Annotated in this window: 22 protein-coding genes; 8 read left to right on the top strand and 14 right to left on the bottom strand. The window is 57.0% G+C overall.

The window, feature by feature from the left end; all coding sequences use genetic code 11:
* Nucleotides 1–161 precede the first annotated feature (161 nt).
* On the bottom strand, nt 162–1,049 hold the full coding sequence (locus ABFT80_RS13890; protein ID WP_347972518.1) for a LysR family transcriptional regulator: 888 nt from the start codon (nt 1,047–1,049) through the stop codon (nt 162–164).
* Nucleotides 1,050–1,146: 97 nt separating this feature from the next.
* On the opposite strand from ABFT80_RS13890, the gene ABFT80_RS13885 reads away from it, so the two are divergent.
* The 3 genes from ABFT80_RS13885 to ABFT80_RS13875 all read left to right on the top strand — a co-directional run bounded on the left by ABFT80_RS13885 (nt 1,147) and on the right by ABFT80_RS13875 (nt 2,839).
* Nucleotides 1,147–1,869, top strand: coding sequence for an SDR family oxidoreductase (locus tag ABFT80_RS13885; RefSeq protein ID WP_347972517.1), 723 nt, complete (start codon nt 1,147–1,149; stop codon nt 1,867–1,869).
* Nucleotides 1,870–1,928: 59 nt separating this feature from the next.
* Nucleotides 1,929–2,465 (top strand): nuclear transport factor 2 family protein, encoded by a 537-nt coding sequence (locus ABFT80_RS13880; protein WP_455189932.1) that lies wholly within the window; start codon nt 1,929–1,931, stop codon nt 2,463–2,465.
* Between the two features lie 62 nt (nt 2,466–2,527).
* Nucleotides 2,528–2,839, top strand: a complete 312-nt coding sequence (locus ABFT80_RS13875) for an Atu4866 domain-containing protein (protein WP_347972516.1) — start codon at nt 2,528–2,530, stop codon at nt 2,837–2,839.
* A gap of 647 nt (nt 2,840–3,486) precedes the next feature.
* Here ABFT80_RS13875 and ABFT80_RS13870 read toward each other — a convergent pair.
* Both ABFT80_RS13870 and ABFT80_RS13865 read right to left on the bottom strand, forming a co-directional pair.
* The gene (locus ABFT80_RS13870; RefSeq protein ID WP_347972515.1) at nt 3,487–4,461 is read right to left on the bottom strand and encodes an SdiA-regulated domain-containing protein; all 975 of its coding nucleotides are present in this window, start codon (nt 4,459–4,461) and stop codon (nt 3,487–3,489) included.
* A 322-nt stretch (nt 4,462–4,783) separates the two neighbouring features.
* Nucleotides 4,784–5,812, bottom strand: coding sequence for a substrate-binding domain-containing protein (locus ABFT80_RS13865; RefSeq protein WP_347972514.1), 1,029 nt, complete (start codon nt 5,810–5,812; stop codon nt 4,784–4,786).
* A 332-nt stretch (nt 5,813–6,144) separates the two neighbouring features.
* On the opposite strand from ABFT80_RS13865, the gene ABFT80_RS13860 reads away from it, so the two are divergent.
* The 5 genes from ABFT80_RS13860 (at nt 6,145) to ABFT80_RS13840 (ending at nt 12,698) form a co-directional block, all read left to right on the top strand.
* Complete coding sequence (locus ABFT80_RS13860) at nt 6,145–7,500, top strand: ABC transporter substrate-binding protein (RefSeq protein WP_347972513.1); 1,356 nt, start codon at nt 6,145–6,147, stop codon at nt 7,498–7,500.
* A gap of 169 nt (nt 7,501–7,669) precedes the next feature.
* Nucleotides 7,670–8,683: a carbohydrate ABC transporter permease gene (locus ABFT80_RS13855; protein WP_347972512.1), complete on the top strand. Its 1,014-nt coding sequence runs from the start codon at nt 7,670–7,672 to the stop codon at nt 8,681–8,683.
* Nucleotide 8,684: 1 nt separating this feature from the next.
* Nucleotides 8,685–9,839 (top strand): carbohydrate ABC transporter permease, encoded by a 1,155-nt coding sequence (locus ABFT80_RS13850; RefSeq protein ID WP_347972511.1) that lies wholly within the window; start codon nt 8,685–8,687, stop codon nt 9,837–9,839.
* Nucleotides 9,839–11,524 (top strand): beta-galactosidase BglA, encoded by a 1,686-nt coding sequence (gene bglA, locus ABFT80_RS13845; RefSeq protein ID WP_455189931.1) that lies wholly within the window; start codon nt 9,839–9,841, stop codon nt 11,522–11,524. The genes ABFT80_RS13850 and bglA overlap by 1 nt, the downstream gene beginning before the upstream one ends.
* Nucleotides 11,525–11,579: 55 nt before the next feature.
* Nucleotides 11,580–12,698 (top strand): ABC transporter ATP-binding protein, encoded by a 1,119-nt coding sequence (locus ABFT80_RS13840; RefSeq protein WP_347972510.1) that lies wholly within the window; start codon nt 11,580–11,582, stop codon nt 12,696–12,698.
* A gap of 48 nt (nt 12,699–12,746) precedes the next feature.
* Here the strand turns inward: ABFT80_RS13840 and ABFT80_RS13835 are convergent, their stop codons facing one another.
* From ABFT80_RS13835 to ABFT80_RS13785, 11 genes are all read right to left on the bottom strand, one after another.
* On the bottom strand, nt 12,747–13,622 hold the full coding sequence (locus ABFT80_RS13835) for a LysR family transcriptional regulator (RefSeq protein ID WP_347972509.1): 876 nt from the start codon (nt 13,620–13,622) through the stop codon (nt 12,747–12,749).
* A gap of 64 nt (nt 13,623–13,686) precedes the next feature.
* Nucleotides 13,687–14,889, bottom strand: a complete 1,203-nt coding sequence (lhgO, locus tag ABFT80_RS13830) for an L-2-hydroxyglutarate oxidase (RefSeq protein WP_347972508.1) — start codon at nt 14,887–14,889, stop codon at nt 13,687–13,689.
* A gap of 22 nt (nt 14,890–14,911) precedes the next feature.
* Nucleotides 14,912–16,420, bottom strand: a complete 1,509-nt coding sequence (locus ABFT80_RS13825) for a tripartite tricarboxylate transporter permease (RefSeq protein ID WP_347972507.1) — start codon at nt 16,418–16,420, stop codon at nt 14,912–14,914.
* A 29-nt stretch (nt 16,421–16,449) separates the two neighbouring features.
* Nucleotides 16,450–16,917, bottom strand: a complete 468-nt coding sequence (locus tag ABFT80_RS13820; protein ID WP_347972506.1) for a tripartite tricarboxylate transporter TctB family protein — start codon at nt 16,915–16,917, stop codon at nt 16,450–16,452.
* 61 nt (nt 16,918–16,978) lie between these two features.
* Complete coding sequence (locus tag ABFT80_RS13815) at nt 16,979–17,959, bottom strand: tripartite tricarboxylate transporter substrate binding protein (protein ID WP_347972505.1); 981 nt, start codon at nt 17,957–17,959, stop codon at nt 16,979–16,981.
* A gap of 85 nt (nt 17,960–18,044) precedes the next feature.
* Nucleotides 18,045–19,217: a mandelate racemase/muconate lactonizing enzyme family protein gene (locus tag ABFT80_RS13810; protein ID WP_347972504.1), complete on the bottom strand. Its 1,173-nt coding sequence runs from the start codon at nt 19,215–19,217 to the stop codon at nt 18,045–18,047.
* Between the two features lie 40 nt (nt 19,218–19,257).
* Nucleotides 19,258–19,926, bottom strand: a complete 669-nt coding sequence (locus tag ABFT80_RS13805; protein ID WP_347972503.1) for a GntR family transcriptional regulator — start codon at nt 19,924–19,926, stop codon at nt 19,258–19,260.
* A gap of 25 nt (nt 19,927–19,951) precedes the next feature.
* Complete coding sequence (locus tag ABFT80_RS13800) at nt 19,952–21,049, bottom strand: Ldh family oxidoreductase (RefSeq protein WP_347972502.1); 1,098 nt, start codon at nt 21,047–21,049, stop codon at nt 19,952–19,954.
* A gap of 201 nt (nt 21,050–21,250) precedes the next feature.
* The gene (locus tag ABFT80_RS13795; protein ID WP_347972501.1) at nt 21,251–22,462 is read right to left on the bottom strand and encodes an MFS transporter; all 1,212 of its coding nucleotides are present in this window, start codon (nt 22,460–22,462) and stop codon (nt 21,251–21,253) included.
* 300 nt (nt 22,463–22,762) lie between these two features.
* Nucleotides 22,763–23,842, bottom strand: coding sequence for an ABC transporter ATP-binding protein (locus tag ABFT80_RS13790; protein WP_347972500.1), 1,080 nt, complete (start codon nt 23,840–23,842; stop codon nt 22,763–22,765).
* Complete coding sequence (locus ABFT80_RS13785) at nt 23,839–24,639, bottom strand: ABC transporter permease (protein WP_347972499.1); 801 nt, start codon at nt 24,637–24,639, stop codon at nt 23,839–23,841. The genes ABFT80_RS13790 and ABFT80_RS13785 overlap by 4 nt, the downstream gene beginning before the upstream one ends.
* Between the last annotated feature and the right edge of the window lies 1 nt (nt 24,640).

Genomic DNA, 24,640 nt, shown 5'->3' with positions numbered 1-24,640 from the left:
CGGGTGAAAAAGAGATACCAGCCGCCACATTTCAGACAATGTTAGTTTTGTGAAAAGGTACACAATAGGGGTCTTTAGGTTGTGGTATGTGGCTTATCTGCAACCATGGCATGGTGAAGACGCATCGACGGCAATAACATCGGCGCGACTGTATTCAATCGTCAGGTCCAGCGGCGCACATGTTCGACCAAAGCGCGGAGCTTTGGCGCCATATTCCGGCGTTGCGGATAGTAGAGATAGAACCCCGGAAAAGGCGGCAGGAAGTCTTCCAGCAGCCAGACAAGTTCGCCCCTCTCCACATAAAGGTGGAATGTCTCGCGCGGGGCGAAAGTTATCCCGGCCCCGCAAAGTGCGGTGCGCAACATCAGGCGAAGATCGTTTGTCGTGATCTGCGGTTCGACTGCGACGTCGAACTCGACGCCTTTTTCTGCGAACTCCCAGCGATGGGGAGCGACATTCGGCGCGGGGCGCCAGCCGATGCAGCGATGGTGAACCAGGTCGCGCGGATGGGACGGCCCGCCATGCTTTGCCAGATAGGCGGGCGCAGCCACGACCGCCTCGCGCTGTTCGCCGCCCATCGGCACGGCGATCATGTCTTGCTCGATCACCTCGCCCAGCCTGATACCTGCATCAAACCCCGCCGCTACTATGTCGAACTCCTCGTCGGTTACCACCACATCGATGGTCACTTCCGGATTTGCCTCGGCAAAACGGGTGAGGAACGGTCCCGATAGAAAGCCTTCTGCAATCGAAGTTACGGCCAGTCTCAAAAGCCCGCGTGGTTGATCTTCCGCCGCCAGATGCTCCAGCGCCGCCGTAATGTCCGACATGGGTTGGGACAGGGCCTCGCGCAACTTCTCTCCTGCCTCGGTCAAGCGGACCGAGCGCGTGGTGCGCGTTACCAGCGCTGTGCCGATGCCGTCTTCAAGCCGCCGGATGCCTTGGCTCACGGCCGAGCGCGTCACCCCAAGCCGATCGGCTGCGGCACGGAAATTGTCTTCCTCCGCGACAGCCTGAAACAGAGGCAACAGGTTCATGTCGATGTTCATTGTCAAATCTTGCTAACCATCCAGTCCACAATTGAAGGGATACCGGCGACAGCCAGAAACGTCCACCTTTTCGTCAGCATCACGAAAGGAAGAGTTCATGGACAAGATTATTCTGATTACAGGCGCCTCAGGCGGGATCGGCGAAGGCATCGCCCGCGAGCTTGCGGCCCATGGCGCAAAGGTGCTGCTAGGCGCACGTCGGCTAGAGCGCGTCGAGGCCATCGCAGCCGAACTTCGCGAGGCAGGCGGCATTGCGGAAGCCCATGTTCTGGACGTCACTGACCGGGCTTCCATGGCTGATTTCGCGCAAGCAGCTCTCGACCTCTGGGGGCGCATCGACGTTCTGGTGAACAATGCGGGCGTGATGCCCCTGTCGCCAATTTCCGCCGGAAAGCAGGATGAGTGGGAACGGATGGTCGATGTAAACATCAAGGGCGTGCTCTGGGGCATCGGCGCGGTTCTGCCCACCATGGAGCAGCAAGGCAGTGGTCAGATCATCAACATTGGTTCGATCGGTGCGCTGCAGGTCGTGCCTACAGCGGCGGTATATTGCGCCACAAAGTTTGCAGTGCGCGCCATTTCCGATGGGCTGCGCCAGGAAAGCACGAATATCCGCGTCACCTGCGTTAATCCTGGTGTTGTCGAAAGCGACCTGGCATCGACCATCACCCATGAAGAAACGATGGCCGTGATGGACGAATATCGCGCAATCGCGCTTCAGCCCGCCGACATCGCATTGGCGGTGCGACAGGTGATCGAGGCGCCCGACAGCGTCGATACGACCGAGATCACCATCCGACCGACGGCGTCGCCTCAGTGATGCTCCGGCTGGCAAACCCAACCATTCCCCCTCCGACCCACCACAAAAGGAATCGAAAGATGACATTTTCCCGCATGACGCAATCTGCCTGCACGTTGCTGATCGCCATTACCTTGACCGCGGGTATGGCACCGGCGAGCGCCCAAGAAACATGCATAATGCCTGCGCCCACCCAGGAGACAGATGTCACCACCCGAAACGAAGCGATCGTCCGGCAGGCATTCGACAACTGGGTTGAAGGCGGCAATGTCTTTGCCGAGCTTCTGGCTCCGAATATAAGCTGGACCATCCGGGGTTCTGGACCGGTGGCCCGCACCTATACCGGCATGGAAGATTTCGTCGAGCAGGGATCTCTCCCCCTTATCAGCCGCCTTTCTACTCCGCTTGTTCCAAAGGTTCATGACGTCTGGGCAGCAGGTGACACGGTGATCGTTCGCTTCGATGGATCGGCCACGACGACTTCCGGCGCACCTTACGCCAACCAGTTTGTCTGGATTTTCCAGATGACAGATGGCGTCGTGACCGAGGCTGAGGCCTTCCTTGACCTCGCCGCATATCAAGAGGTTATCGACAACAATGAGCCTCGCTCGAATTAGCCCGATTTATGCGGCAGTGCCCTTCTGGTGCTGCCGCCACTCCAGCGATCAGGAGAAAGAAAATGCAGAAATCTTTGACAACGCTTTTAGCGGTCGTCCTGCTCGGGCAGGTGGCCACAGCCGAGGAAACGGACGTGAAAATTGATCATCCCTATGTCGGCATGTGGGTCACCGAAGACGGTCGCATCCGTCACGAATTGCTACCGAACAACCGCTACGTTGAAGCGCGCGGCACCCGCGAACGTGCCTATGAAGGGCGCTATGAGGTAACCGGCAACCATATCGAATATTGGGATGATACCGGCTTTACCGCCGATGGCGATTTCATCGACGGTGTGCTCTATCACGCAGGCATGGTCCTTTATCGGCAGTAGAAACTCACGCCGATCAGGAACATCGGTTTAAGCAGCATCTACGGGCGTGTGCCGAATTATTACTTCCAGACATAGTTACGTGATAGGTTGACGTACATGCGCGCAATCAGGCGCGTCTGTCTGATAAGATCGGACAAAATAATGAAAATTCCAGAGTGGGTATCCCCGGCGCTATACGGTGCGGGTCTAGGCGCTGTTGCGCTCGCTATTGTAGGTTTCAACTGGGGTGGATGGGTGACAGGCGGAACCGCTCAACGAATGGCGGACGCCGCCAGCGTTACCGCAGTGGTTACCGCCATGACCCCATATTGCGTGGCTCAATCCAAGAGCGCTCCGGATTCGTTAGAAGTACTCGCATCGTTGCAGGCAGCAACCTCATATGGTCGTCGCGGCATAATAGAAAAATCTGGTTGGGCAACACCGCTTGGCGCTGACAAACCTAACAGCGCTTTAGCTATAGCCTGTAATGATGCATTGGCGCTGAACTCAACGCCGGTCGTTCAATAGTTTCATGAAATTCGCTCGCGATACAGAGCGCCTATAGCGCAACAAAGAGAGCCGCCATTGAGCGGCTCTCTGGATTTTATACTGGCTTGTTACAGCCAGAGCGCCAGGCGACCTTGGTCTGCACAGATGCGAGCCTCCATTCAGGGCGCCGTCGCCCACGACGCTCTTTCCTTGCGTTCGAAACGATAAAACAGGTTCGGCTCGGAGACGATGTAAATCGCACCATCAGAACCGATTGCAACGCCCTCTGCCTGCGGTATACTTTCCCGAAGGCCGCTCCATCCGCCCCATAGCGGCAGGAGGCTGATCGCTTCCCCTTCAGATGAATATTCTGTCACAACTGACGTTAGATCACTGAGCAGGACAATGTTGCCAGTCGGGTCATGAACTGTCACGGAAGAAAGGTCTCCTGATGCATGTCCGGTGAGCAGATCCGGATGCCATTCCTTCACCGTAATACCCAAACCTTCGCCCTCCATCGCCTTGTCGAGCCCGGAAACGATGAGCACCTTGATCGGCCACATTTCCTTTGTGAGTATCAAGTTTGCGTTGCGTTGGTCCCAAGAGACGCCTTCGAGGCCCATGTTGGGGAAGGTTTCAATATCCAGGGTAAAGAATGGTGCGGCACCTATATCGATCTCGCTGGCTTCCGGATCAATGTCGATCCAGATGAAACGGTTTTTCTTCTCGTCGATGACGATAAACCTGTTTCCAGCAACGTGGGCAATGCCCTCGGTATCTGCCGCGCCACGGAGCCGAATTCGCCTAAGGACAGCTCCTTCGGGCGAAAGTTCAACGATTTCCGGGGGCCGATTCACCACGGTAAAGAGTGTGCCCGTCTCTGCGTTGAAGGTTAGACCTGAGACATTGTCTGACAGGCCTTCTATCTGCAAAGCGTCAATCGTTGCAGTGTAATATGGTAGCCAGAGATTTTTGTCTTTGCGTTCGTCTGAAGCACCAAGCATTGCACTTGCATGCAATGCGAGGCCAACCAATCCAAAATGCCAGACTGCGCCGAATCCTATCGCCAGAAGCGCGGCGATAGCCCAGGCAATCCGCCGCGAGCGAGACGCTGTCCGAGGCGTGACGGTGGAAACTTGAGCCTTGTCAATCATCTGAAACCTGTGGTCTGGGCATCTAATCTGCTTAAATTGCAGCAACTTTTTGGGTCACGTGTAAATATCTGATCTCAAACACGAATGGCCTTAACTATGAGCCCCGCGGTTCCTCGCTCAGCAATGGAGTCCATTGATTGCTTGTGCCCTTTGAGGGCGTTGATGGCAACTGTCAGGACCTTGGTCCGGCAAGTTGCGGATTGAGATGATTTGCCCGGCGAATTCCGCCAGCATCATCGCTTTCGGGGCTGAGTGTGGTCGATTGATGTTCTAGTCGATGCGCCAGGCTTCAAGCACAGCCTGAGGCGGCGACGATTTTCGTTCAAACTGCGCCAGAAACCTGCGCAACCGAGCCGCGGACGACAAGATCGACCGGCCAGACCTCACCGCACATCTCCTCCTCGAGTCCCGCAATGCGGGCAGCCAGCCGCTCAGCGATCCGCGCACCAGCCGCACGGATCGAGGATCGCGTCGTGGAAAGCGGCACCGGAAAGCTTTCCGGCTTGAGGAAGGGAAAGACGTCGTCGTGCGAGATCAAAGAGACGTCGTCAGGCACCGAAAGACCGGCATCACGAAGCGCGCGCGTCGCACCCAAAGTGGTCAGCAGACTGGAACAGATGATGGCGGTCGGGCGCACCGCACCTTCCAGAAAGGCGCGGGTGGCGCGGTAGCCATTCTCCTCGGTCATCGGCAGCGACCGTACAAGGGCGGGCGCGAGCGTCACACCTTGCGCGGTAAGCGCGCGGCGAACCCCCTGCTCCCGATGGATCGCGAAGGTCTGTTCGCCATTGCCGTTTATGAGCGCGATGCGGCGGTGTCCGAGCTGAAGCAACAGCCGCGCCGCATCGTGGAACGCACCCTCATTATCGATATCGAGAAAAGGATAGTTGAAATCGAGGCCTTCTGAGCGCCCGTGCACGATGAAGGGTACGCCGAGCTGCTTGAGCAGCGTCACGCGCCTGTCCTTCGGGCGCGGCGCAGACACATAGATAGCATCGACCTGTTTGTTGGCGATAACGCGACGATAGGTCATCTCCTCATCGTCGATCGTGGTCGGGCTAAGCGAGAGATCGAGCTCATGTGCCCGCGCATAATCACCCAACCCGGACAGAAACTCGACGAAATGAGGGTCAATATCGACGGAGGCGCCAGTCGGCATGATATAGCCGATCATGCCAGCCTTGCCGGTCGCCAGCCGGCGCGCACTGGGATTCGGCCGATAGCCGTGCCGCTTGGCCGCATCCATCACGCGGCGGCGCGTATCTTCGGCAACTTCCGGGTAGCCGTTCAGCGCTCGACTGACCGTCGTCTGCGAGAGTTCCAGCATTTGGGAGAGCTGCTTCAGATTCACTCGTTCGTCTCCTCAAACCCCAAAGCGCTTTGAGTCTTATACCAAATCGTGCCGGACTATCACGTGCTTCGGACATCTGACCTTAGCACCCAAGCGATGCGGCGGAAGCTGAAAATTATGCTGCATTACCGCAAAGCCATGCTGCATCGCAAAATGAACAGCCTCTAAATCGTTCAAGAAGAACCGCCCTTGACTTCGATGTTGTTCGGTGGCGAAGATACCAACCAGCCAAAGCGCTTTGGGAAATCGCGGAATAGCGGTTCTCCGGCAGCGGCGACGAGTGCGGATGGAGGGTGCGCATTCGACACAGAGACTTTGAACGGGAGGAGTTCATGAAAAGGACCCTGATGGTGGGCGTCATGCTCACCACGCTTTCGCTTTATTCGGCCCCCGCTTCCGCGGAACTAAAATTCGCGCCCGGCGAGGATGCGCGCTTCACCTGGTCAGATTACGAAACGCTGCAGAAGACAGACCTGTCGGGCCAGACACTGACCGTATTCGGTCCGTGGCGAGGGCCGGACGAGGAGCTCGCTCAGAGCATCCTGGAATATTTCCGCGAGGCGACCGGCGCGACAGTCAATTATTCGTCGTCCGAGAATTACGAGCAGCAGATCGTCATCGACACGCAGGCCGGCAGTCCGCCCAACATCGCGATCCTGCCGCAGCCCGGCTTGATCCAAGACCTCGCCTCGAAGGGTCTGCTCACACCGCTGGGCGACGAAACTCAGGCGTGGGTCGCTCAGAATTACGGTGCCGGTGAATCCTGGGTCGATCTGGGCACCTACAACGATAAGGACGGCAAGCCACAATTCTTCGCCCTCCCCTACAAGGCCGACGTCAAATCCCTTGTCTGGTATTCACCGGATAATTTCGAGGATGCCGGCTACGAAATTCCAGAATCGATGGAAGACCTCCTGGCACTTCAAGAGAAAATCGTCGCTGACGGCGGCGTGCCGTGGTGCATCGGACTTGGCTCGGGCGGCGCGACCGGATGGCCTGCGACCGATTGGGTCGAAGATATAATGCTGCGGATCAACGAACCCTCCGTCTATGATCAATGGACCACGAACGAAATCCCGTTCAACGATCCGAAGGTGGTTGAGGCTCTCGAAATCTTTGCATCGATCGCCACCAAGGACGAGAATGTCGATGGCGGTGCGGCAGCCGTTTCGGCAACCGATTTCCGCGATAGCCCGAAGGGCCTCTTCGGCATTCCGCCAAAATGCTACATGCATCATCAGGCGTCGTTCATTCCGTCGTTCTTCCCCGAAGGCACCGAACTGGGTGTTGATGCCGACTTCTTCTACATGCCGGCCTATGCGGATAAGGATCTTGGCAAGCCTGTGCTCGGCGCCGGAACGCTCGCGATGATCACGAAGGATTCCGATGCAGCACGTGCGTTCATCGAGTTCCTCAAAATGCCGTTGGCACATGAACTATGGATGGCGCAGTCCGGTTTCGTGACCCCGCACAAAGGCGTCAATGCTGAGGCCTATGCCAACGATGCGCTCAAGAAGCAGGGCCAAATCCTCGCCGAGGCGACCACGTTCCGCTTCGATGGTTCGGATCTGATGCCGGGCAAGATCGGCGCGGGCGCATTCTGGAAAGGCATGGTCGATCTCGTTGGCGGCAAACCGGCCAAGCAGGTTGCCGACGAAATTCAGCAAAGCTGGGATTCAATCAAGTAGCGGCGAAATCTCCCAAGCGCCGCCCTCGCCCGCCTTCTCCACAGTGGAGCGGGCGGGCGAACAACCGGAATGCGGCGCGACATTATGGATTTCGATCGAGCGCGTTGCCCGTGCACTCAGGTCTTGAACTCACGCACCGCAAGGCGGTTAGCTATCGAGGGAGGAAGGAATGACGGGCCAGATAGTTTCCGCGATCCTTACGGTCGTGTTCGGGGTCTTCGGTTGCGTCGCCTATTTTTGGGGCGCCAACAAGCTGGTCGACATCGTGTTCCCGTCACGCGGGGTGAGCGGGGCTGCCGCGATCGACAATCTGCGCCGCCAGGGCCTGATCCGGCCCTGGCTGTTCCTGGGCCCTGCCCTGATCATCCTGACCGTCTATCTGATCTACCCCGTCATCGAAACCGTGCGGCTCTCCTTCATGGACCGTAGCGGGCAGAACTTTGTCGGCACCGCCAACTATGAATGGGCGCTGGGCGATCGCGAGTTCAGGCAGGCGATCTTCAACAATTTCCTCTGGCTGGCCGTGGTACCGGCGGCGTGTACTTTCCTCGGCCTCATCATCGCTGTCCTGACCGATCGCATCTGGTGGGGCAACATCGCCAAAATGTTCGTCTTCATGCCACTCGCCATCTCTTTCGTGGGTGCCAGCGTGATCTGGAAATTCATCTACGAGTATCGGGGCGCGGGACAGACTCAGATCGGCGTCTTCAACGCTATCGCGCAATGGTTCGGCGGCGATCCGCAGGTGTGGATATCGATACCGTTCTGGAACAACTTCTTTTTGATGATTATCCTGATCTGGATCCAGACAGGTTTCGCAATGGTGATCCTGTCGGCAGCGCTGCGCGGCATTCCGGAGGAGACGATCGAAGCCGCCACCATAGATGGCGCAAACGGTTTCCAGATATTCTGGAAGATCATGGTGCCACAGATATGGGGCACGATCGCAGTGGTGTGGACGACGATCACGATCCTCGTTCTCAAAGTCTTCGATATCGTGCTGACGATGACCAATGGCCAGTGGAACAGCCAGGTTCTGGCCAACCTCATGTTCGACTGGATGTTCCGCGGCGGAGGCGATTTCGGACGCGGCGCGACCATTGCGCTGATCATCATGCTGGCCGTCATCCCGATCATGATCTGGAACATCCGCAACGCGACGCGCGAAACGGGAGATCATTGAGATGGCCGCAAGAGCCGGACAATCCTTCTTCCAGCGCTGGGGCATTCACCTCGCCGTGCTGCTGATCGTCATAGTTTGGACGATCCCGATCTTGGGCATTCTCGTCTCGTCGCTGCGCGATCGCGACCAGATCGCAGTGTCCGGTTGGTGGACTGCGATGACCACATCGGCTCAAACCGGCCAGGGCCGGACGGCAGGCGCTGATGCACAAGTCGAGCGAGACGGTGCATTCGTCATCTCGGGCTCGCTCTTCGAAGACAGCGACACAAGACGGATCATTTCCTACGGCACCCGCATCCAGGCGCCGACGGAACATGAAGCCGGGTCAATTGCCGAATTGCGTGACGGTGAAACGCTGCAGGTCAATGAGGACGGCAGCTACGAAAATATCTCACCGGTCGCTTTTGAGGGTAATCGCGGTCAGCGCGTCTTCTTCGAAGCCTCGACGCTCGCCAGCTTCACCACCGAGAACTATCGGACCGTGCTCTTCTCCGAAGGCATCGGCCGTTCCTTCATCAACTCGTTGACCGTGACCATCCCAGCGACCATCATCCCGATCCTGATCGCGGCTTTCGCAGCTTATGCGCTGGCATGGATGAAATTTCCCGGTCGCGCGATCCTGATCGCAGTGATTATCGGGCTGCTCGTCGTGCCATTGCAGATGTCGCTTATTCCACTTCTCAAACTCTATAACGGCGTCGGCGCATTCTTCGGCGTGCCGGCAAAGACCTATCTCGGCATATGGCTCGCTCACACCGGGTTCGGATTGCCATTCGCGATATATCTCCTGCGCAGCTACATCGCAGGCCTGCCGCGCGAAATCATGGAATCGGCGCGCATCGACGGCGCCAGCGATTTCGAAATCTTCGTCAAGATCGTGCTACCGCTTTCGTTCCCGGTGCTCGCGTCTTTCGCTATCTTCCAGTTTCTCTGGGTCTGGAACGACCTGCTCGTCGCCATGGTCTTCCTCGGTTCTGGCTCGAACCAGCTTGTGCTGACAGGCAAGCTCAACGCTCTGCTCGGTTCGCGCGGCGGCGATTGGGAAATCCTGACGACATCGGCCTTCATCACGATCATCGTGCCGTTGATCGTGTTCTTTTCGTTGCAACGTTATTTTGTCCGCGGCCTCCTCGCGGGCTCGGTCAAGGGTGGTTGATGGAAATGCAGACTGCGGTTCTTCGAAAGGACGTTCAGGGTATAGAGCCCGCTTTGCAGGCGGATCGTGATTGGTGGCGCGGCGCGGTGATCTACCAAATCTATCCGCGTTCCTTCCAGGATTCGAACGGCGATGGCGTGGGTGATCTGCGTGGGATTCTGATGCGGTTGCCGCACATAGCCGAGCTGGGCGTGGATGCCATCTGGATTTCGCCCTTCTTCAAATCTCCGATGGCGGATTTTGGCTATGATGTCTCGGATTATTGCGATGTCGATCCTCTGTTCGGCACGCTCGAGGATTTCGACGCCGTTGTGGCGGAGGCACATCGCCTGAATCTCAAGGTGATGATCGACCTTGTGCTGTCGCATACATCGGACGTGCACCCCTGGTTCAAGGAAAGCCGGTCCTCCCGCGACAATGCGAAGGCCGACTGGTATGTCTGGGCCGACCCTAAGCCTGATGGTACGCCGCCAAACAACTGGTTGTCCATTTTCGGCGGCTCGGCATGGGCATGGGACGCGCGTCGCCAGCAATATTACATGCACAATTTCCTTGCCGAGCAGCCAGACCTCAACTTCCACAATTTAGAGGTTCAGGACGCATTGCTGGACGTGACGCGTTTCTGGCTGGAGCGCGGCGTCGATGGCTTCCGCCTCGATACGATCAATTTCTACTTCCACTCGCTTGGGCTGGAGAACAATCCCCCGCTCGCCGTCGAAGATCGCGACTATTCGACCGCACCAGCGGTCAATCCATACAACTGGCAGGATCATGTTTATGACAAGAGCCAACCAGAAAACATCGCGTTCCTTTGCCGCTTCCGCGCGCTCCTCGACGAGTATCCGGCAGCAGCAGCCGTTGGCGAAGTCGGCGACGCGCAGCGCGGCCTGCAGGTGGTGGCCGATTACACGTCGGGCGATGACCGCGTACATATGTGCTACTCGTTCGACTTCCTGTCTCCCGACAGGATCAGCGCACAGCGCGTACGCAAGGTACTCGAAACATTCGGTCAGGTTGCCAGCGACGGCTGGTCATGCTGGGCCTTTTCCAATCACGACGTGATGCGCCATGCCTCACGCTGGGCAACCAGCGACAAGGACCGCAATGCCTATCTCAAGGTGATCTCGGCACTCCTGATGTCGCTTCGCGGTTCGGTCTGTATTTATCAGGGGGAGGAGTTGGGTCTGCCGGAGGCCGATCTTGCTTTTGAGGATTTGCGCGATCCCTATGGCATCCGCTTCTGGCCCGAATTCAAAGGCCGCGACGGGTGCCGCACCCCAATGGTATGGGAATCGAACTCGATTAACGCCGGTTTCTCCGCCGCCAAACCATGGCTACCGGTGCCGGTCGAGCATGTCACGCTATCCGTCAACACGCAGACGGGCGATGAGGAGTCCGTGCTCGAACATTACCGGCGCATGCTGGCGTTCCGCGCAACGCACCCGGCATTGTCGAAGGGTTCGGTCGATTTCGTCGAAACCGATGGCGACATCGTCGCTTTCACGCGCAAACACAACAACGAGCAGATCCTCTGCGCGTTCAATCTCGGCGACGGTGCCGGGAGCGTTGCGCTGGGCGAAGGCATCAGCGCCGTATCCGTGTCGGGCCATGGCTTCGATGGCACGGCCACGGACGGAAAGATCATGCTGGGCGCCTACGGCGCCTGGTTCGGAAGGATTGCCTGAACGACACCGAACGCCGAACGGAAAACAACCGACACGGCGCCAATGGGAGGAAAACATGGCTGATCTACTGCTCAAGGATGTCAGGAAGGCCTATGGCAGTCTGGAGATTCTTCACGGCATCGATCTCGACATCAAATCAGGCGAGTTCATCGTCTTCGTCGGGCCGTCGGGCTGTGGAAAGTCCACGCTCCTGCGCAGCATAGCGGGACTGGAGGAGATCACCGGCGGAACCCTCGAAATAGATGGCGAGGTGGTCAATGACGTGCCGCCGTCCAAGCGCGGCATCGCCATGGTGTTCCAATCCTATGCGCTCTATCCGCACATGACGGTCTACGACAACATGGCCTTCGGCATGAAGATCGCAAGGGCCAGCAAGTCCGAGATCGATGAGCGTGTAAACCAGGCCGCAGATATCCTGCAACTGACCCAATATCTTCACCGTCTGCCAAAGGCGCTTTCCGGCGGCCAGCGGCAGCGCGTCGCCATCGGCCGGGCCATCGTACGCAACCCGAAAGTCTTCCTGTTCGACGAACCGCTGTCCAATCTCGATGCCGCACTGCGCGTAGCGACCCGGCTCGAAATCGCCAAACTCAAGGAGTCGATGCCGAACACGACGATGGTCTATGTCACCCACGACCAAATCGAAGCGATGACGCTGGCAGATCGCATCGTCGTGCTGAAAGACGGGCATATCGAGCAGGTCGGCACCCCCATGGATCTTTATTGCAAGCCCGGCAATTTGTTCGTCGCCCAGTTCATTGGTTCGCCTGCCATGAATATTTTGCCAGCAACGATCGAGAGGGCGGGCGGACCGACCGCGGTCCGGCTTGCCGGAGATGTGATCGCGCATGTCCCCATCCAGACACCGGAGTCAGCAGTCGGGGAAAGTGTAAGTTTCGGGGTACGGCCCGAAGACCTGATCATCGCCAGTGATGCGGATGGAGGCGTGTTGTTCGAGGGGACTGTCGACTATATCGAGCAGCTCGGCGAGGTCCAGCTTCTCTATGTGGAGATTGGCCGCGAAGGCGAACCCCTCGTAGCCAAGATGCCGGGCAATGCGGCGATCGAACGCGGCTCGACCGTGCGTTTCAGCGCTGATCCCGGCAATCTCCATATCTTCGATAGCGCAGGGCTTTCTTATGAGCGCGAGCGCCTGGCTGTCGCTGCCGAATAGGCAGGAAAAACATCCCACATCGCTCAGGCTATTGCAAAAAACGCGACCTTACCTGACTGTAGTGGTGGGTTGCAGCGCATCAAGAAGCACTGTGATCAGCCGGCCGGATGGTGCGCTGCGAGGCCAAAGCAAACCAATCTCACGCTGCTGCTGCGGACCCGGCAACGCAATTCTGGCCACGGATAATCCTTCTGGCCAGGGCCTGGCCCAATCCGGCAGGATCGATACACCAAGGCCATGGCTGACCATGACGGAAATCGCTTCCAGCGAATCCAGCTCCAGCCATTCGCGCGGACGGATCCGTCGCTGCAGAAGCCAGCTATCTGCCAGCCTGCCACCCCAATTGTTGCGGTCATACCGAACGAAAGGACGCGATTTCAGCAATGACAAAGGATCCTCCTCGCCCAGCTCTTCAGGAGCGAGCAAGATCAACGGTTCGGAGCGCAGCGTGCACCAATCGAGCGATTTGGGTATGGTAAAAGGAGGCCGCACAAGAATTGCGGCATCTATCTTCCCGCCTTCGAGCGCTTGGTAGAGGTCCGGCGATGTACCCGGCAGGACAAAAACTTCCACGGCGGGCACAGTATCCACCAAGTGCCTGAGCGCACTCGGCAAAATCCCCGTCAGCGCTGTGGTAATCGCGCCAATCCTCAATTCTCCTGAGAGAGCATCGTTTTGGGCAAAACTACGCAGATGGCGAACTTCGCCAAGAATGCGCCGGCACTGATCCAGAATCGCATGCCCCGCATCGGTTGGCTGGACCGACCTTCCCGCTCTGATGAGCAAAGGCTTTCCCAGTTCGTCTTCCAGGGCCTGCATACGCTGCGCAACAGCAGCCGGGGTAATGTTGAGCCGCCGCGCCGCTTCAGCGAGCGAGCCGTTTTCGGCAACCAGCAGAAAAGTTTCAAGAAATCGGGTTTCCATAAGATAGAAAATGTAACGTCTTTATTTTATGAAAGCTATATTTAGTTCCTTGTTGAGGCGAACTTTACGCCTCCGCGCGGGCCTCCATACGATCCACGATCATTTTCGCAATCGGCATAGCCGAAGTTGCTGCCGGCGATGGCGCATTGCAGACGTGAAGCTGCCGCGCGCTGTCGAGGAAAAGGAAGTCATGGACAAGCGTACCGTCATTCATGATGGCCTGCGCACGAATACCAGCGCCCGGCGTGCGCAGATCCGACAATTCAAGCGACGGACAGTATTTCCTGCACTGCTCGAGGTAGCCTTTGCGGAAAAGCGAGTTGCGAAACTCGTCGATACCCGATCCAAGGTTCTTGCGCGCCATCTTCCAGAATCCACCGAAAGAAGCCATCTGAATGACGTCGCCAATGTTTACGCTGCCCTTCGGATAGCCCTCGCGATGGAATCCCAAAACAGCATTTGGACCCACTGTGACGCGTCCATCGATCATTCGCGTCAGATGTATTCCGAGGAAAGGGAGGTCAGGGTCCGGGATAGGGTAGATCAGGTGTTTCACGATGCCGGATTTCGACTGCGGTAAAGTAAAGTACTCTCCTCGAAATGGTACGATCTGATGCGTGGGGTTTAGCCCTGCGAGCCGAGCCAACCGGTCCGATTGCAATCCTGCACAAACGATCAATTTGCTTGCGCGAAAATCACCTGCGCGGTCAGTCGCAATACTGACGCCGGTCAGATCTTCGGAGATATTCGTGACTTTTGCGTTTGTGACCAGGGTTACGTTTTTTTCTTTCAATTGCTCTGAAAAGGCGCGGCATACCTGCTTGTAGTCGATGATGCCTGTCGAAGAGACCAGCAAAGCGCCTAGACCGGCAATATTAGGCTCTATCTCGCGCAATTTCGCCGCGCTTACATCTTCAAAGCCGATGCCATTTTCGCGCGCGCGACTTTTAAGAGCCTCCATCCGCTCCATTTCAATTACGTTCGTGGCAACGAGGAGCTTGCCGCATACTTCATAGGATATCTTATTCTCATCAGCGAAGCGTTTGGTTGCCTCTGCACCTTCACGGCAAAGCCGGGCTTTCAGCGATCCAGGTACATAATAAATGCCCGCATGTATCACCCCGCTATTGTGTCCGGTCTGGTGCTGACCGAACCCCGTTTCTTTCTCGATAAGTACAATGCGGGCAGCGGGATCGCGCGCGGTGATCTCGGCAGCCGTCGCCAGTCCGATGATCCCGCCACCGACTATGCAATATTCGTAAATCATCGCGTTAATTTCCGACTTCTGCCTAGATTTCGGCCTCATCCGCCGCAATTTTCTTTCGGCCAGCCAGCTTCAGGAATATTGGGATAAGCAGAACCAGGATCGTGGCGATGAACAGAGTAAGCGCTATGGGCCGTTCTATGAATACAAGGAGATCACCTTGCGATTGTATGAGCGTGCGCCGGATATTTCGTTCCAGCAGTGGTCCAAGTACCAGTCCCAGAACCAGCGGAACGGCCGGATAATCGAGCTTCAAAAGCACCAGCCCGACAGCCCCTGCAATGACGGCCAGAAGAACGCTGAACATCGAGTAGTCGATGGCGAATACCCCGAAAACCACGATCGCAATAACGATCGGGTACAGAATGGCCGTCGAGATGAACAACGCGCTGGCCAGGAGCGGGGTCAACAGCAGCGTCAGGAAGACGAGAGCCAGATTGCCGATCGCAAAGCTTCCGAAAACAGACCATACGAACTCCGGATTTTCCACGAATAAAAGTGGTCCGGGCTGAAGGCCTATCATCAACAGTCCACCCATCATCACGGCGGTTGTCGCTGAACCAGGAATGCCCAGGGTGAAAAGCGGGATCATTGAGCCGTAGGACGCGGAATTGTTGGCTGCTTCCGGCGCTGCAACACCTTCCACAATGCCGGTGCCATAAGCTTCGGGGGTGTGCGACAGGCGCTTGGCCAGCGCGTATGACAGCATGGTCGCAGCAGTCGCGCCTACACCTGGAAGAACGCCGACGAAGAAGCCGAGTACGGAACCCTGCAGCAATTGCCACCGCGTTTTGAAAGCGTCCGACGCTCTTGGAAGCAACGATGCAAAACTGTAACGAGCGAGCGGCTTGTCCACCTTGACTTCCAGCGAGGTGAAGATTGCGCAAAGACCGAAAAGGCCAACCGCGATTATCGAAAAATCGAGGCCGTCAAAAAGATCCATGGTTCCGAACGTATAGCGGGCCGATCCCGCTATCGGATCCAGACCAACCATGCCCAGACTAAACCCGATGGCGAGTGCCACGAACCCTTTTATCGCATTACGGCCACCCAAAACGCTAAGTAGAGACAACGCCAGACACATCATCGCTGTCATTTCCGTCGGTCCGAATGCCAGTGCGAATTTCGAAACGGGTATCGACAAGGCAACCAACCCTGCGATGCCAAGAACCCCGCCGACAAAAGAAGCAAAGACACTGGTGCCAAGCGCTCGACCAGCCTCGCCTTTCTGCGCGAGCGGATAACCGTCCAGCACCGTCATTACGGAGGGTGCATCGCCGGGAATGCCAAGAAGGATCGAGGTTATCGCACCGCCAAACATCGACCCGTAATAGACACCGCCGAGGCATGCGATTGCAGCCACGCCACCAAAACCTGCTGCGACCGGCAGCATGATTGCCACCCCCGCGGTGGGGCCCAGGCCAGGCAGCGCGCCTATGAGCAATCCGACCACTGCACCCAATATCGTACAGGCAAAAACGCTGGGTGCAGAGGCTGCAACAATTCCGTCCCAAAGAAGCGCAAGAACATCCATGACGCTTTCTCCCCTTTTTTGTTAGCTGATCAGAATCCGAGTGGACCTGACGGGATCGGAATGCCGAGAAGCCTGTCGAACAGGAAGAAACAGACGATCGGTGTGAGGACTGAAACCAGTCCTAGACGTATGAGAAACGCCGTATCTGGTTTCGCGCGCAAGATCAGTCCTATAGCTGCCATTGCGAGCATCACAGCGATGGTCATTCCGATGAAAGGCGTGAGCAAAATCGAAACGATCAGCGTCAGCACGACGCCCGCTGCCTTGATGAGTTCGCGACGCGACATTCCCGCAGGCAGCACTTCGATGCCGGACAGGGCACGTGCGAGATTAACGGTGCTCAGTATCGCAATTGCTGTGCCCATTATGATTGGAAAGAGCCCCGCACCGGGCGTCGTTCCTTGCATGACGCCATAGCCAAAACCTGTGTAAACGAGCCATAGGCCGAACAGGATAAGCAGTGCGGCGACGACTTTATCGAGCGCATGTATGGTCATGGTTACCTCCGCCGAAAAAAGAGCGGCACCCGATCAATTCGGGTGCCGTACAGGCATCTAACTATTTGATAATGCCGAGCTCTTTCATCATCTCTTCATAGCGGGCATTCGTCCGCTGGATGGCGTCCGAGAAACCTGCGGCGTCCGTAAAATCCGGAATGTCGTGGAAGCGGTCGATATATTGGGTCTTCCACTGTTCGCTGGTTCCAACTTTTTGCAGAACCTGCTCCCAGTACTTTACGATCTCCGGGTCCACGCCAGCCGGCATGACAAGGCCGCGCAACTGGGTATGGACGATCTGTTCGTGGCCGAGTTCCTTGAAGGTCGGCACGTCAGGAAAAGCAGAAGACCGCTCTGCCGAACTGATGGCCAGCGGACGCAACGTACCAGCCTTGATCTGCTCCATCACCTCCGAGGGATTGAGGTAGGCGATGTTGACGTGGCCTCCCAAAATCGCGGCCATGACCTCGCCCTCACCGTCGAAAGGAACGGAGTCGATCTGGATACCGAGTGCATTGGCAGTCATTTTGGCAAGAAGTGCCGCATCCGAGACAACGCCAACTGTGCCTGTCGTGAGGCGCGGTGACTTCTTGAGATCGTCAAGCGTCTTGTATTCGCTGGAGGTCGGAACGGCGAGTATGTAGGGTGATTGTGCAATCGACGCGAGCGGCGTGAAATCCTTGTAGCTTACCGGCGATCCGCCCAGAAGCGGCGTTGTGAAGAAGCTGACGCTGACCGTGGCAATATAGTTCGGATTGCCCTTCTCTTTTGCGACGGAGCTGTAGCCAACGGCACCGGATCCGCCCGGCCTGTTTTCAGGCAGGATTTTAACCGGCAAAAGGTCCATTTCAGCAATAATGTTGGCAATCGTGCGCGCCAAAGTATCGCTGCCGCCACCGGCACCGAAAGGTATGATCATGCTGATGTTTCGGTCAGGATATTCTGCCGACGCTGGTGTGACGGCGAAGGCCGCAGCGAGCGCTGCACCAATGCCGAACAGTCGCAAATGCGAAAACGGTTTCGAAAATGTCGCGTTTATCATTTCTGCTCCTCCCTGTTGATTAAGATTGAACGCCCGTTCCGACCGGTCTTATGACCGCTCCTCTGTCGGATCGGGCGTTTTGCAATCAGGCGCTTTTGGCCATGATCGTTTCGCGCAGCAGGTAGCCGTGGGCGTCGCGGCCCGTGAACTGGCTCCCTTTCGGGTCTTTGACCCGAGCATCCTTGAGTTCATCGTATTTGGGCGTGAAGCCGAGGCCCGGCGCATCCGGAATGGTCATCTTTCCGTTCACGGGATCTGGTGTGCCGTCGAAGAAATGCTTTCCGGTCATCCACATTCCGTAATGGAATTCGACCGGGCCGCCATTCATGACGCCAGCGAGCAGGTGCATGTTGAAGATCGGCCACCCGCCGCCATTGGCCAGAGGCAAGTTGAATGCCTGCGCCATGTGAGCCGCCTTGAGCGCCTCGGTATAGCCGCCATTGTAAAGAACGTTCGGCTGCAGGACGTCCACCGCGTGATGCATGACCAGTTCGCGAAAGCGCCACCGATTGCCTTCCATTTGCCCGGCAGCGATAGGCACCTGCACGCGTGAGCGCAGATCGGCAAGCGCGCGCGCGTCATTCTGCTGAATGGGTTCCTCGAACCATTTGAGATTGCAGTCTTGAACCGCCTTGGCAAGCATGAAGGCATCGTGCGGGTTGAACCAGCAATTGGCGTCGATCATCAGATCGACATCCGGCCCGATTGCATCGCGCGCGGCCTGAACGCGGCGCACATCGTCTTTCCAGGTTCTCGTCGGCTCGCCACCCACGACCATCTTCAGCATGGTGTGGCCGTCCGCCAGAAACTTCTTCGCATAGTCGGCGATCTGCTGTTCGTCAAAGAATGGATAACCAAACGTCGCGTAGGTGTAGGCTTCCTTCGAGTAACCGCCCAGAAGTTCCGAAATCGGTTTTCCGACGATCTTTCCCTGGATATCCCAAAGCGCAATATCGACGGCAGACAGCGCGTTTGAAATCACACCGGTATAGGAGCGGTTGTTGAGCTGCTTCCAGATTTTCGAATGGATCGCCTCGGTATGGAAAACATCCATGCCTTTGATCAGCGGAAAAATATGATCCTCGATGCATGGCATGGTCGACCAGGGCAGGAACTGACCCGTACAGCCCATGCCCTTTATTCCCGTGTCGGTCTCCACCTCGACAAAGACGAACATTCTGGATTCGATGGACTCTCCGATGCCCGGCAGATCGATTTCGTGCCTGTGAAGGCTGGCTGTAATATTTGCAATTTTCACTTAGTTTCCTCCATAAACTGATGAAATCATTCGACTTGGATCACGCTCCCTTGCGGTCGAGTGACGCTTTCCATCGCTTCTTGCCGTGAATGACGTGGTCGAATCCGAGTTGGCGCGACAAATCCCCATCGCGTGCCTCAATCGCATCCACCAGAATGCGATGCTCAGCATTGGTAAAATCGGGAGAGGACAGGGAGCGCCGCAGTGAATGCGTTTCGCGGATCAGATCGTTGTAAATCCGGTGCGCGCACGAATGACCCGAAATGTGGCCGATAAGATCGTGAAACTCGACATTCACTTCATAATAGCGGGCGATTTCGTTTGCCTCGATCGCCACTTCCATATCCTCGATCATTTGTCTTAGAACTGCGATGTCTCCGTCCCCGCGGCGTGCTGCAGCCTGTTCGCAAATCATGCCAGTCAGCATCGCGCGCACATCGTAGTTCTCCGCGATTTCCTTGTCGGACATCTCGCGAACGAAAACACCCTTCGCTGGCACAGACACCAAAAGTCCGGCCTTAACCAGCGCCCGTGTGGCTTCCCGAACCGGCCCTCGGCTTACAAGCATCTGTTCCGCCAGCACTGCCTCGTTCAACCGGCTGCCTGGTTCGATATCTCCGGCAACGATCATTCGCTCGATCTCCGAGTAAACGCGCGAAGTGAGCCCTTCATTTCGCTCGACCGGTTTTGCAGATAAGAAGCCCGTCATCTTGGTATCGGCCCTGTGTTTTCAGTTAACTGTTAACAGTTAACTTATTAGGAAAATCTGTATTTGCAAGCACCCATTCCGCACCGCTTTCTTTCGCAATTCCGAAGAGCCTGCGGTGAAGGCCCGCCCCGATAGGAACACCGTTCTTTTCTCGATCCGCGCGAACCTGTCGTTCGGGATCGCCCGCGACCATGACGGGCTTCAGCGGATCGGCCGAGGGGGTAGCGCGCAAGTCGTTGCAAAGACGCCCCACATCTTGCCGAAAATCTTCTACCTCGCGGAACATCGACGGATCGATGGCCATGAAGAAGTGTCCGACATCCAACCCCCATGGCTGCTTCGAATGATTTGCGTCCGTGATCAGCGTCGATCCTGACAGGCAGGACGAAAGGATATTTACCATTACGGCCAGGCCGTAGCCTTTATGGCCGCCGCTTTCAGCGGTTCCGCCAAGAGATGAAAGGAAACCGCCCTCCATCACTGCCTTGGGATCAAGGGTCGCGAGGCCTTTGCTGTCCAGCCCCCAACCCGGCGGCATAAGCTGGCCCTCTACGATTTTGTTTCGTACTTTTCCCGAGGCAACCGTCGTTGTGGCCATATCGAGAAGAAAAGGTCGCTCAGGCTCTCCGGGAGCCGCAAAAGACCATGGATCCGTACCGAAGCGGGCAGCGGTTCCGCCTGTTGGCGGCACCCGCTTGCCAAAGACACTGGTAGACGCCATTCCGATAAGATCGTTGTCCGCCGCCATTTTCGTGTAGTAGCCCAGCGCACCGAAATGACCCGAATTGCGGACCGACACCACAGCGAGACCGCAATTCTTGGCCTTTGCAATTGCCGTTTGCGTGGCAAAGATTGCGGGATCATGCCCCAGACCGCCATCTCCATCGATTAGAGCACTGACGGGCGTTTCTTTGACGATCCTGGGTGCCGACTGAAAGTTGATCGGTTTGGTGCGACGCCTCTCATCATACTCGACGAGAAGCGCGATACCATGGCTTTCCAGCCCGTGAAGATCGGCCCATGCAAGAACGTCCGCTGTTTTCTCTGCCTTGGCTGCAGGCATGCCCCACGAACGCAGAATGTTTGCGGCTTGACCTTTATGGATCGCAAAATCGTGTCTCATAGCTTTCCTGGAAACATCCAAACGCCAATTGCGACACGAATTCCAACAAATCACGAAACCAAAAACAATCTCATTTTTAGTTTGTTTAGAAGGTAGTTTTTATATCTTTCTAAGGGCGATTTTTGAACGAAGCATCCAGTAAGGTCAGGGCAGATTCTGACTGATGGATGTGTTCAGCGAGACGTTCAGGACTGGAAAGTTTTACTCCGCTGCCGCCAGCCCGCGCTCCTCTTTTGCGAATGGCCGGAACGTCATGGCGATCAGCATCGCGGCAATTCCCATGCCCCACGAGCCGATATAGAGCCATGCGTAGCTGGCAAACTGGTCGTAGATCAGACCACCCACCAGCGGACCGGTCGACATGCCAAGGCTGCCGGCCATCGCAGTCCCGCCGATGATGGTTCCCATCATCCTGAGCGGAAAATTCTCGCGCACGATCACCGCGTAAAGCGGCATCACTCCGGCATAGATAAAGCCGACCATAATCGCCACGGCGTAGAATTCGCCGAGTTGACTGGCAAAGACATAAGCGAGCACGCCAAAGGCCTGCGCCAGCAGTCCCAGCACCAGCACGCGCTGTGCGCCGAACCGATCGCCCATGATGCCGAAGCCGATGCGCCCGAACATCCCGGCCAGCCCCTCGACACTGTAGATCGAGACGGCAGCGATCATTGGAATGCCGCATGTCACAGCATAGCTCACAGTATGGAAGATCGGTCCGGAATGGGTGGCACAGCAAAAGAAATTGGCCAGCATCAGCACGATGAACTGCGGCGAGCGCACCGCCTGTTTCACTGTCATGTCCGATCGCGGTTCGTCGGCCATTGCCGCCTCATTGCCATGTTCCAGTGCTGGCGGGCGGCGCAGCAAAAGTGATGTCGGGATCATGATCACGGCAGCAATTCCGGCTATGATCAGCATAGAGGTCCGCCAATCATAAGCCGTCACCAGCCAGGCCGCCAGCGGCGCCATAGTCATCGGCGCCATGCCCATGCCGGCGGAGACCAGCGATACGGCGAGACTGCGCTGCGTGTCGAACCAGCCGGTAACGCAGGCCATCATCGGCGCAAACATCGCGGCAGTTGCAGCGCCTACCAGAACACCGAAGACAAGCTGGAACTGGACCAGCGATCCCGCTTGACTGGCGAGCGCGAGGCTCGCGGCAAGCGCGACCGATCCCGTCAGCACCACGGGGCGCGGGCCAAAGCGGTCAGACAGACTGCCCCACACCATGCTGGCCAGCGCCATGGCCAGAAAGCCGAATGTCATGGCGGTGGAAATACCGGTTGTCGACCAGCCGGTCTCTTCTGCCATCGGTCGCAGGAAAACCGGCAGCGAAAACATCGCGCCGATCGCAACGCACCCCAACAGGCCGCCTGCAGCGACGATGACCCAACGATAGGAATTGGTCATGTCAGTCTCTCGCTTTTGCGCCGCTCTTGCCGGTTTCTCCGGTCACATCACCGCGGCTATGCTGCTAGGACGCATGAGGGGCGACAATTCCGACATCGCAATTGTCGAATCTTGAACTTCGAGTTGCTTACAGGGGAATGTTCGACAATCCACACGGCGCCGGGGCGGACATCGATGTCAATCGTCACAGTGACTGCGGGTTGGGAAGATGTGATGCCAGCCTTGAGGAGATCGAACTCTTGGCCGCAATCAAATCAGCCTTGACGAATAGCCGGTCGCGCCTCCGCGCGATGCGAACGATCAGCAGAAGACATGCGCGGCATTCGCATCGAAGTTCAGCCAAATCTTATCGCCGCGTCCCAGACCAGAAATCGCGTCGTGACCGAAGGGAAGACGCACCGAGAGTTCCTCGCCTTTGAACGTTTCTGCAACGACGTGAACGTTGTTTCCAAGAAACGTGATGTCGTTGACCACAGCAGATAGAGCCGCGCCGGAAGGTGCTACTTTTGTCAGCTTGAGCCGTTCGGGACGTAGCATCAGCGATGCCGGTGTGCCTTCCTTCGCTGATCCGTGGATTGGAATGTCAGAAAATACGATATCGTCGGAGAGCGCGATTTTCGCTTTTCCATTACCGGCGGAAATCAACCGGCAGGACAGGAAATCGCTATCGCCGACGAATTCCGCGACAAAGCGGGTCGTGGGATTGGCATAAAGTTCGGGGCCTGTGCCGATCTGGTCGATCACGCCTTTGGAGAATACGGCAATCCTGTCCGATAGCCGCAATGCCTCTTCCTGATCATGAGTAACATAAAGGATCGTGACTTCAGTCTGCTGATGGATGCGACGGATTTCATATTGGATTTCCTCGCGAAGTTTCTTGTCGAGCGCGGAAAGCGGTTCGTCCATCAGAAGCACCGGCGGATCGTATGCAAGGGCGCGGGCAAGCGCCACGCGTTGCTGCTGGCCGCCCGACATTTCGGCGGGTTTGCGATCTTCAAAGCCTTCGAGACGCACAAGCCGCAGCATTTCGCGTACGCGCTCAGCCACTTCAGCTTGAGATTTGCGCCGTACCTTGAGCGGAAAGGCAATGTTTTCGCCGACCGACAGATGCGGAAAGAGCGTGTATCGCTGAAACACCATGCCAATGTTGCGTTTGTGGGAAGGTATGGAAATCAGACTTTCCCCGTTCAGCAGGATGTCTCCCTCGGTCGGACGTTCGAAACCGGCAAGCACATAAAGCGTCGTGCTCTTGCCGGAACCCGATGGCCCGAGAAACGTCATGAACTCGCCCTTGGCGACGTCGAGATTGACGTTCTGGACGGCGGTGACAGCGCCATATTGCTTTTTTATGCCCCGAATCTGGAGAAATGGCGTCGTCATGTCTTCATTCCTTTTCGCACTGCCGCGACCAGAAGCATCAGAAGGATGGTCACGGCGATGAGCAGGGTCGATGCAGCGGCGATGACTGGCGTCAAATCTTGCCGCAACGTCGCCCATATCTTGACGGGCAGGGTCTGGAGCGTGGGGCTGGCCATGAAAATTGCCAGAACGACTTCATCCCAGGAGGTGAGAAACGAGAAGATCGCCGCCGAGAACAGTCCGTGACTGATAGAGGGAAGCGTGATCCTGAGCTTCGCCTCGAGCGGGCTAGCACCGCAAAGCACGGCCGCGTCTTCTATCGATCGGTCGAACCCTTCAAGCGCGCCGGTAAGCGCCAGAATGGAGAATGGAAGCGCCAGAACCAGATGGGCCATGACGAAGCCGACCGTCGTACCGTTCAAGCCGATCTTCAGAAAGAAGGCGTAGAGCGCGACCGCGAGAACCACGACCGGCAAGATCATCGGCGTCATAAAGAGCGCACGAAGCGCTTCGCGCCCACGGAAGCGTCCACGAACCAATCCAAAAGAGGCGATAAGCCCGATTACCACCGAAAGAACGGTCACCATGATCGCGATGCGAAAACTGGTCCACGCGGCCTCGAGCCAACGCGGATCGGCGAAGAGATCGCGATACCATTTGAACGTCCAGCCGGGCGGCGGAAAGATCAGCCATTGCGACGAGCCGAAGGAAAGCGCGGCAATGAAGATGATCGGCAAAATGAGAAAGGCTGCGACCAGAGCGGTTATGAACAGCAGCGCCCATTTCCAGCTACCGAGGCTGTTGAAATTCAGCAACATG

Origin of the sequence: Foliimonas ilicis (genome assembly GCF_039939195.1) — a bacterium.
In the GTDB taxonomy this organism is placed as follows: Bacteria; Pseudomonadota; Alphaproteobacteria; order Rhizobiales; family Rhizobiaceae; genus Foliimonas; species Foliimonas ilicis.
This window is presented reverse-complemented; position numbering and strand designations above follow the sequence as displayed.

Coding starts and splice junctions, on each gene's coding strand:
- ABFT80_RS13815 (WP_347972505.1), bottom strand. CDS start 17,959: ATGATAAACGCGACATTTTCGAAACCGTTTTCGCATTTGCGACTGTTC.
- bglA (WP_455189931.1), top strand. CDS start 9,839: ATGGAAATGCAGACTGCGGTTCTTCGAAAGGACGTTCAGGGTATAGAG.
- lhgO (WP_347972508.1), bottom strand. CDS start 14,889: ATGATTTACGAATATTGCATAGTCGGTGGCGGGATCATCGGACTGGCG.
- ABFT80_RS13875 (WP_347972516.1), top strand. CDS start 2,528: ATGCAGAAATCTTTGACAACGCTTTTAGCGGTCGTCCTGCTCGGGCAG.
- ABFT80_RS13850 (WP_347972511.1), top strand. CDS start 8,685: ATGGCCGCAAGAGCCGGACAATCCTTCTTCCAGCGCTGGGGCATTCAC.
- ABFT80_RS13840 (WP_347972510.1), top strand. CDS start 11,580: ATGGCTGATCTACTGCTCAAGGATGTCAGGAAGGCCTATGGCAGTCTG.
- ABFT80_RS13790 (WP_347972500.1), bottom strand. CDS start 23,842: ATGACGACGCCATTTCTCCAGATTCGGGGCATAAAAAAGCAATATGGC.
- ABFT80_RS13800 (WP_347972502.1), bottom strand. CDS start 21,049: ATGAGACACGATTTTGCGATCCATAAAGGTCAAGCCGCAAACATTCTG.
- ABFT80_RS13890 (WP_347972518.1), bottom strand. CDS start 1,049: ATGAACATCGACATGAACCTGTTGCCTCTGTTTCAGGCTGTCGCGGAG.
- ABFT80_RS13795 (WP_347972501.1), bottom strand. CDS start 22,462: ATGACCAATTCCTATCGTTGGGTCATCGTCGCTGCAGGCGGCCTGTTG.
- ABFT80_RS13880 (WP_455189932.1), top strand. CDS start 1,929: ATGACATTTTCCCGCATGACGCAATCTGCCTGCACGTTGCTGATCGCC.
- ABFT80_RS13825 (WP_347972507.1), bottom strand. CDS start 16,420: ATGGATGTTCTTGCGCTTCTTTGGGACGGAATTGTTGCAGCCTCTGCA.
- ABFT80_RS13855 (WP_347972512.1), top strand. CDS start 7,670: ATGACGGGCCAGATAGTTTCCGCGATCCTTACGGTCGTGTTCGGGGTC.
- ABFT80_RS13860 (WP_347972513.1), top strand. CDS start 6,145: ATGAAAAGGACCCTGATGGTGGGCGTCATGCTCACCACGCTTTCGCTT.
- ABFT80_RS13785 (WP_347972499.1), bottom strand. CDS start 24,639: ATGTTGCTGAATTTCAACAGCCTCGGTAGCTGGAAATGGGCGCTGCTG.
- ABFT80_RS13805 (WP_347972503.1), bottom strand. CDS start 19,926: ATGACGGGCTTCTTATCTGCAAAACCGGTCGAGCGAAATGAAGGGCTC.
- ABFT80_RS13835 (WP_347972509.1), bottom strand. CDS start 13,622: ATGGAAACCCGATTTCTTGAAACTTTTCTGCTGGTTGCCGAAAACGGC.
- ABFT80_RS13820 (WP_347972506.1), bottom strand. CDS start 16,917: ATGACCATACATGCGCTCGATAAAGTCGTCGCCGCACTGCTTATCCTG.
- ABFT80_RS13870 (WP_347972515.1), bottom strand. CDS start 4,461: ATGATTGACAAGGCTCAAGTTTCCACCGTCACGCCTCGGACAGCGTCT.
- ABFT80_RS13885 (WP_347972517.1), top strand. CDS start 1,147: ATGGACAAGATTATTCTGATTACAGGCGCCTCAGGCGGGATCGGCGAA.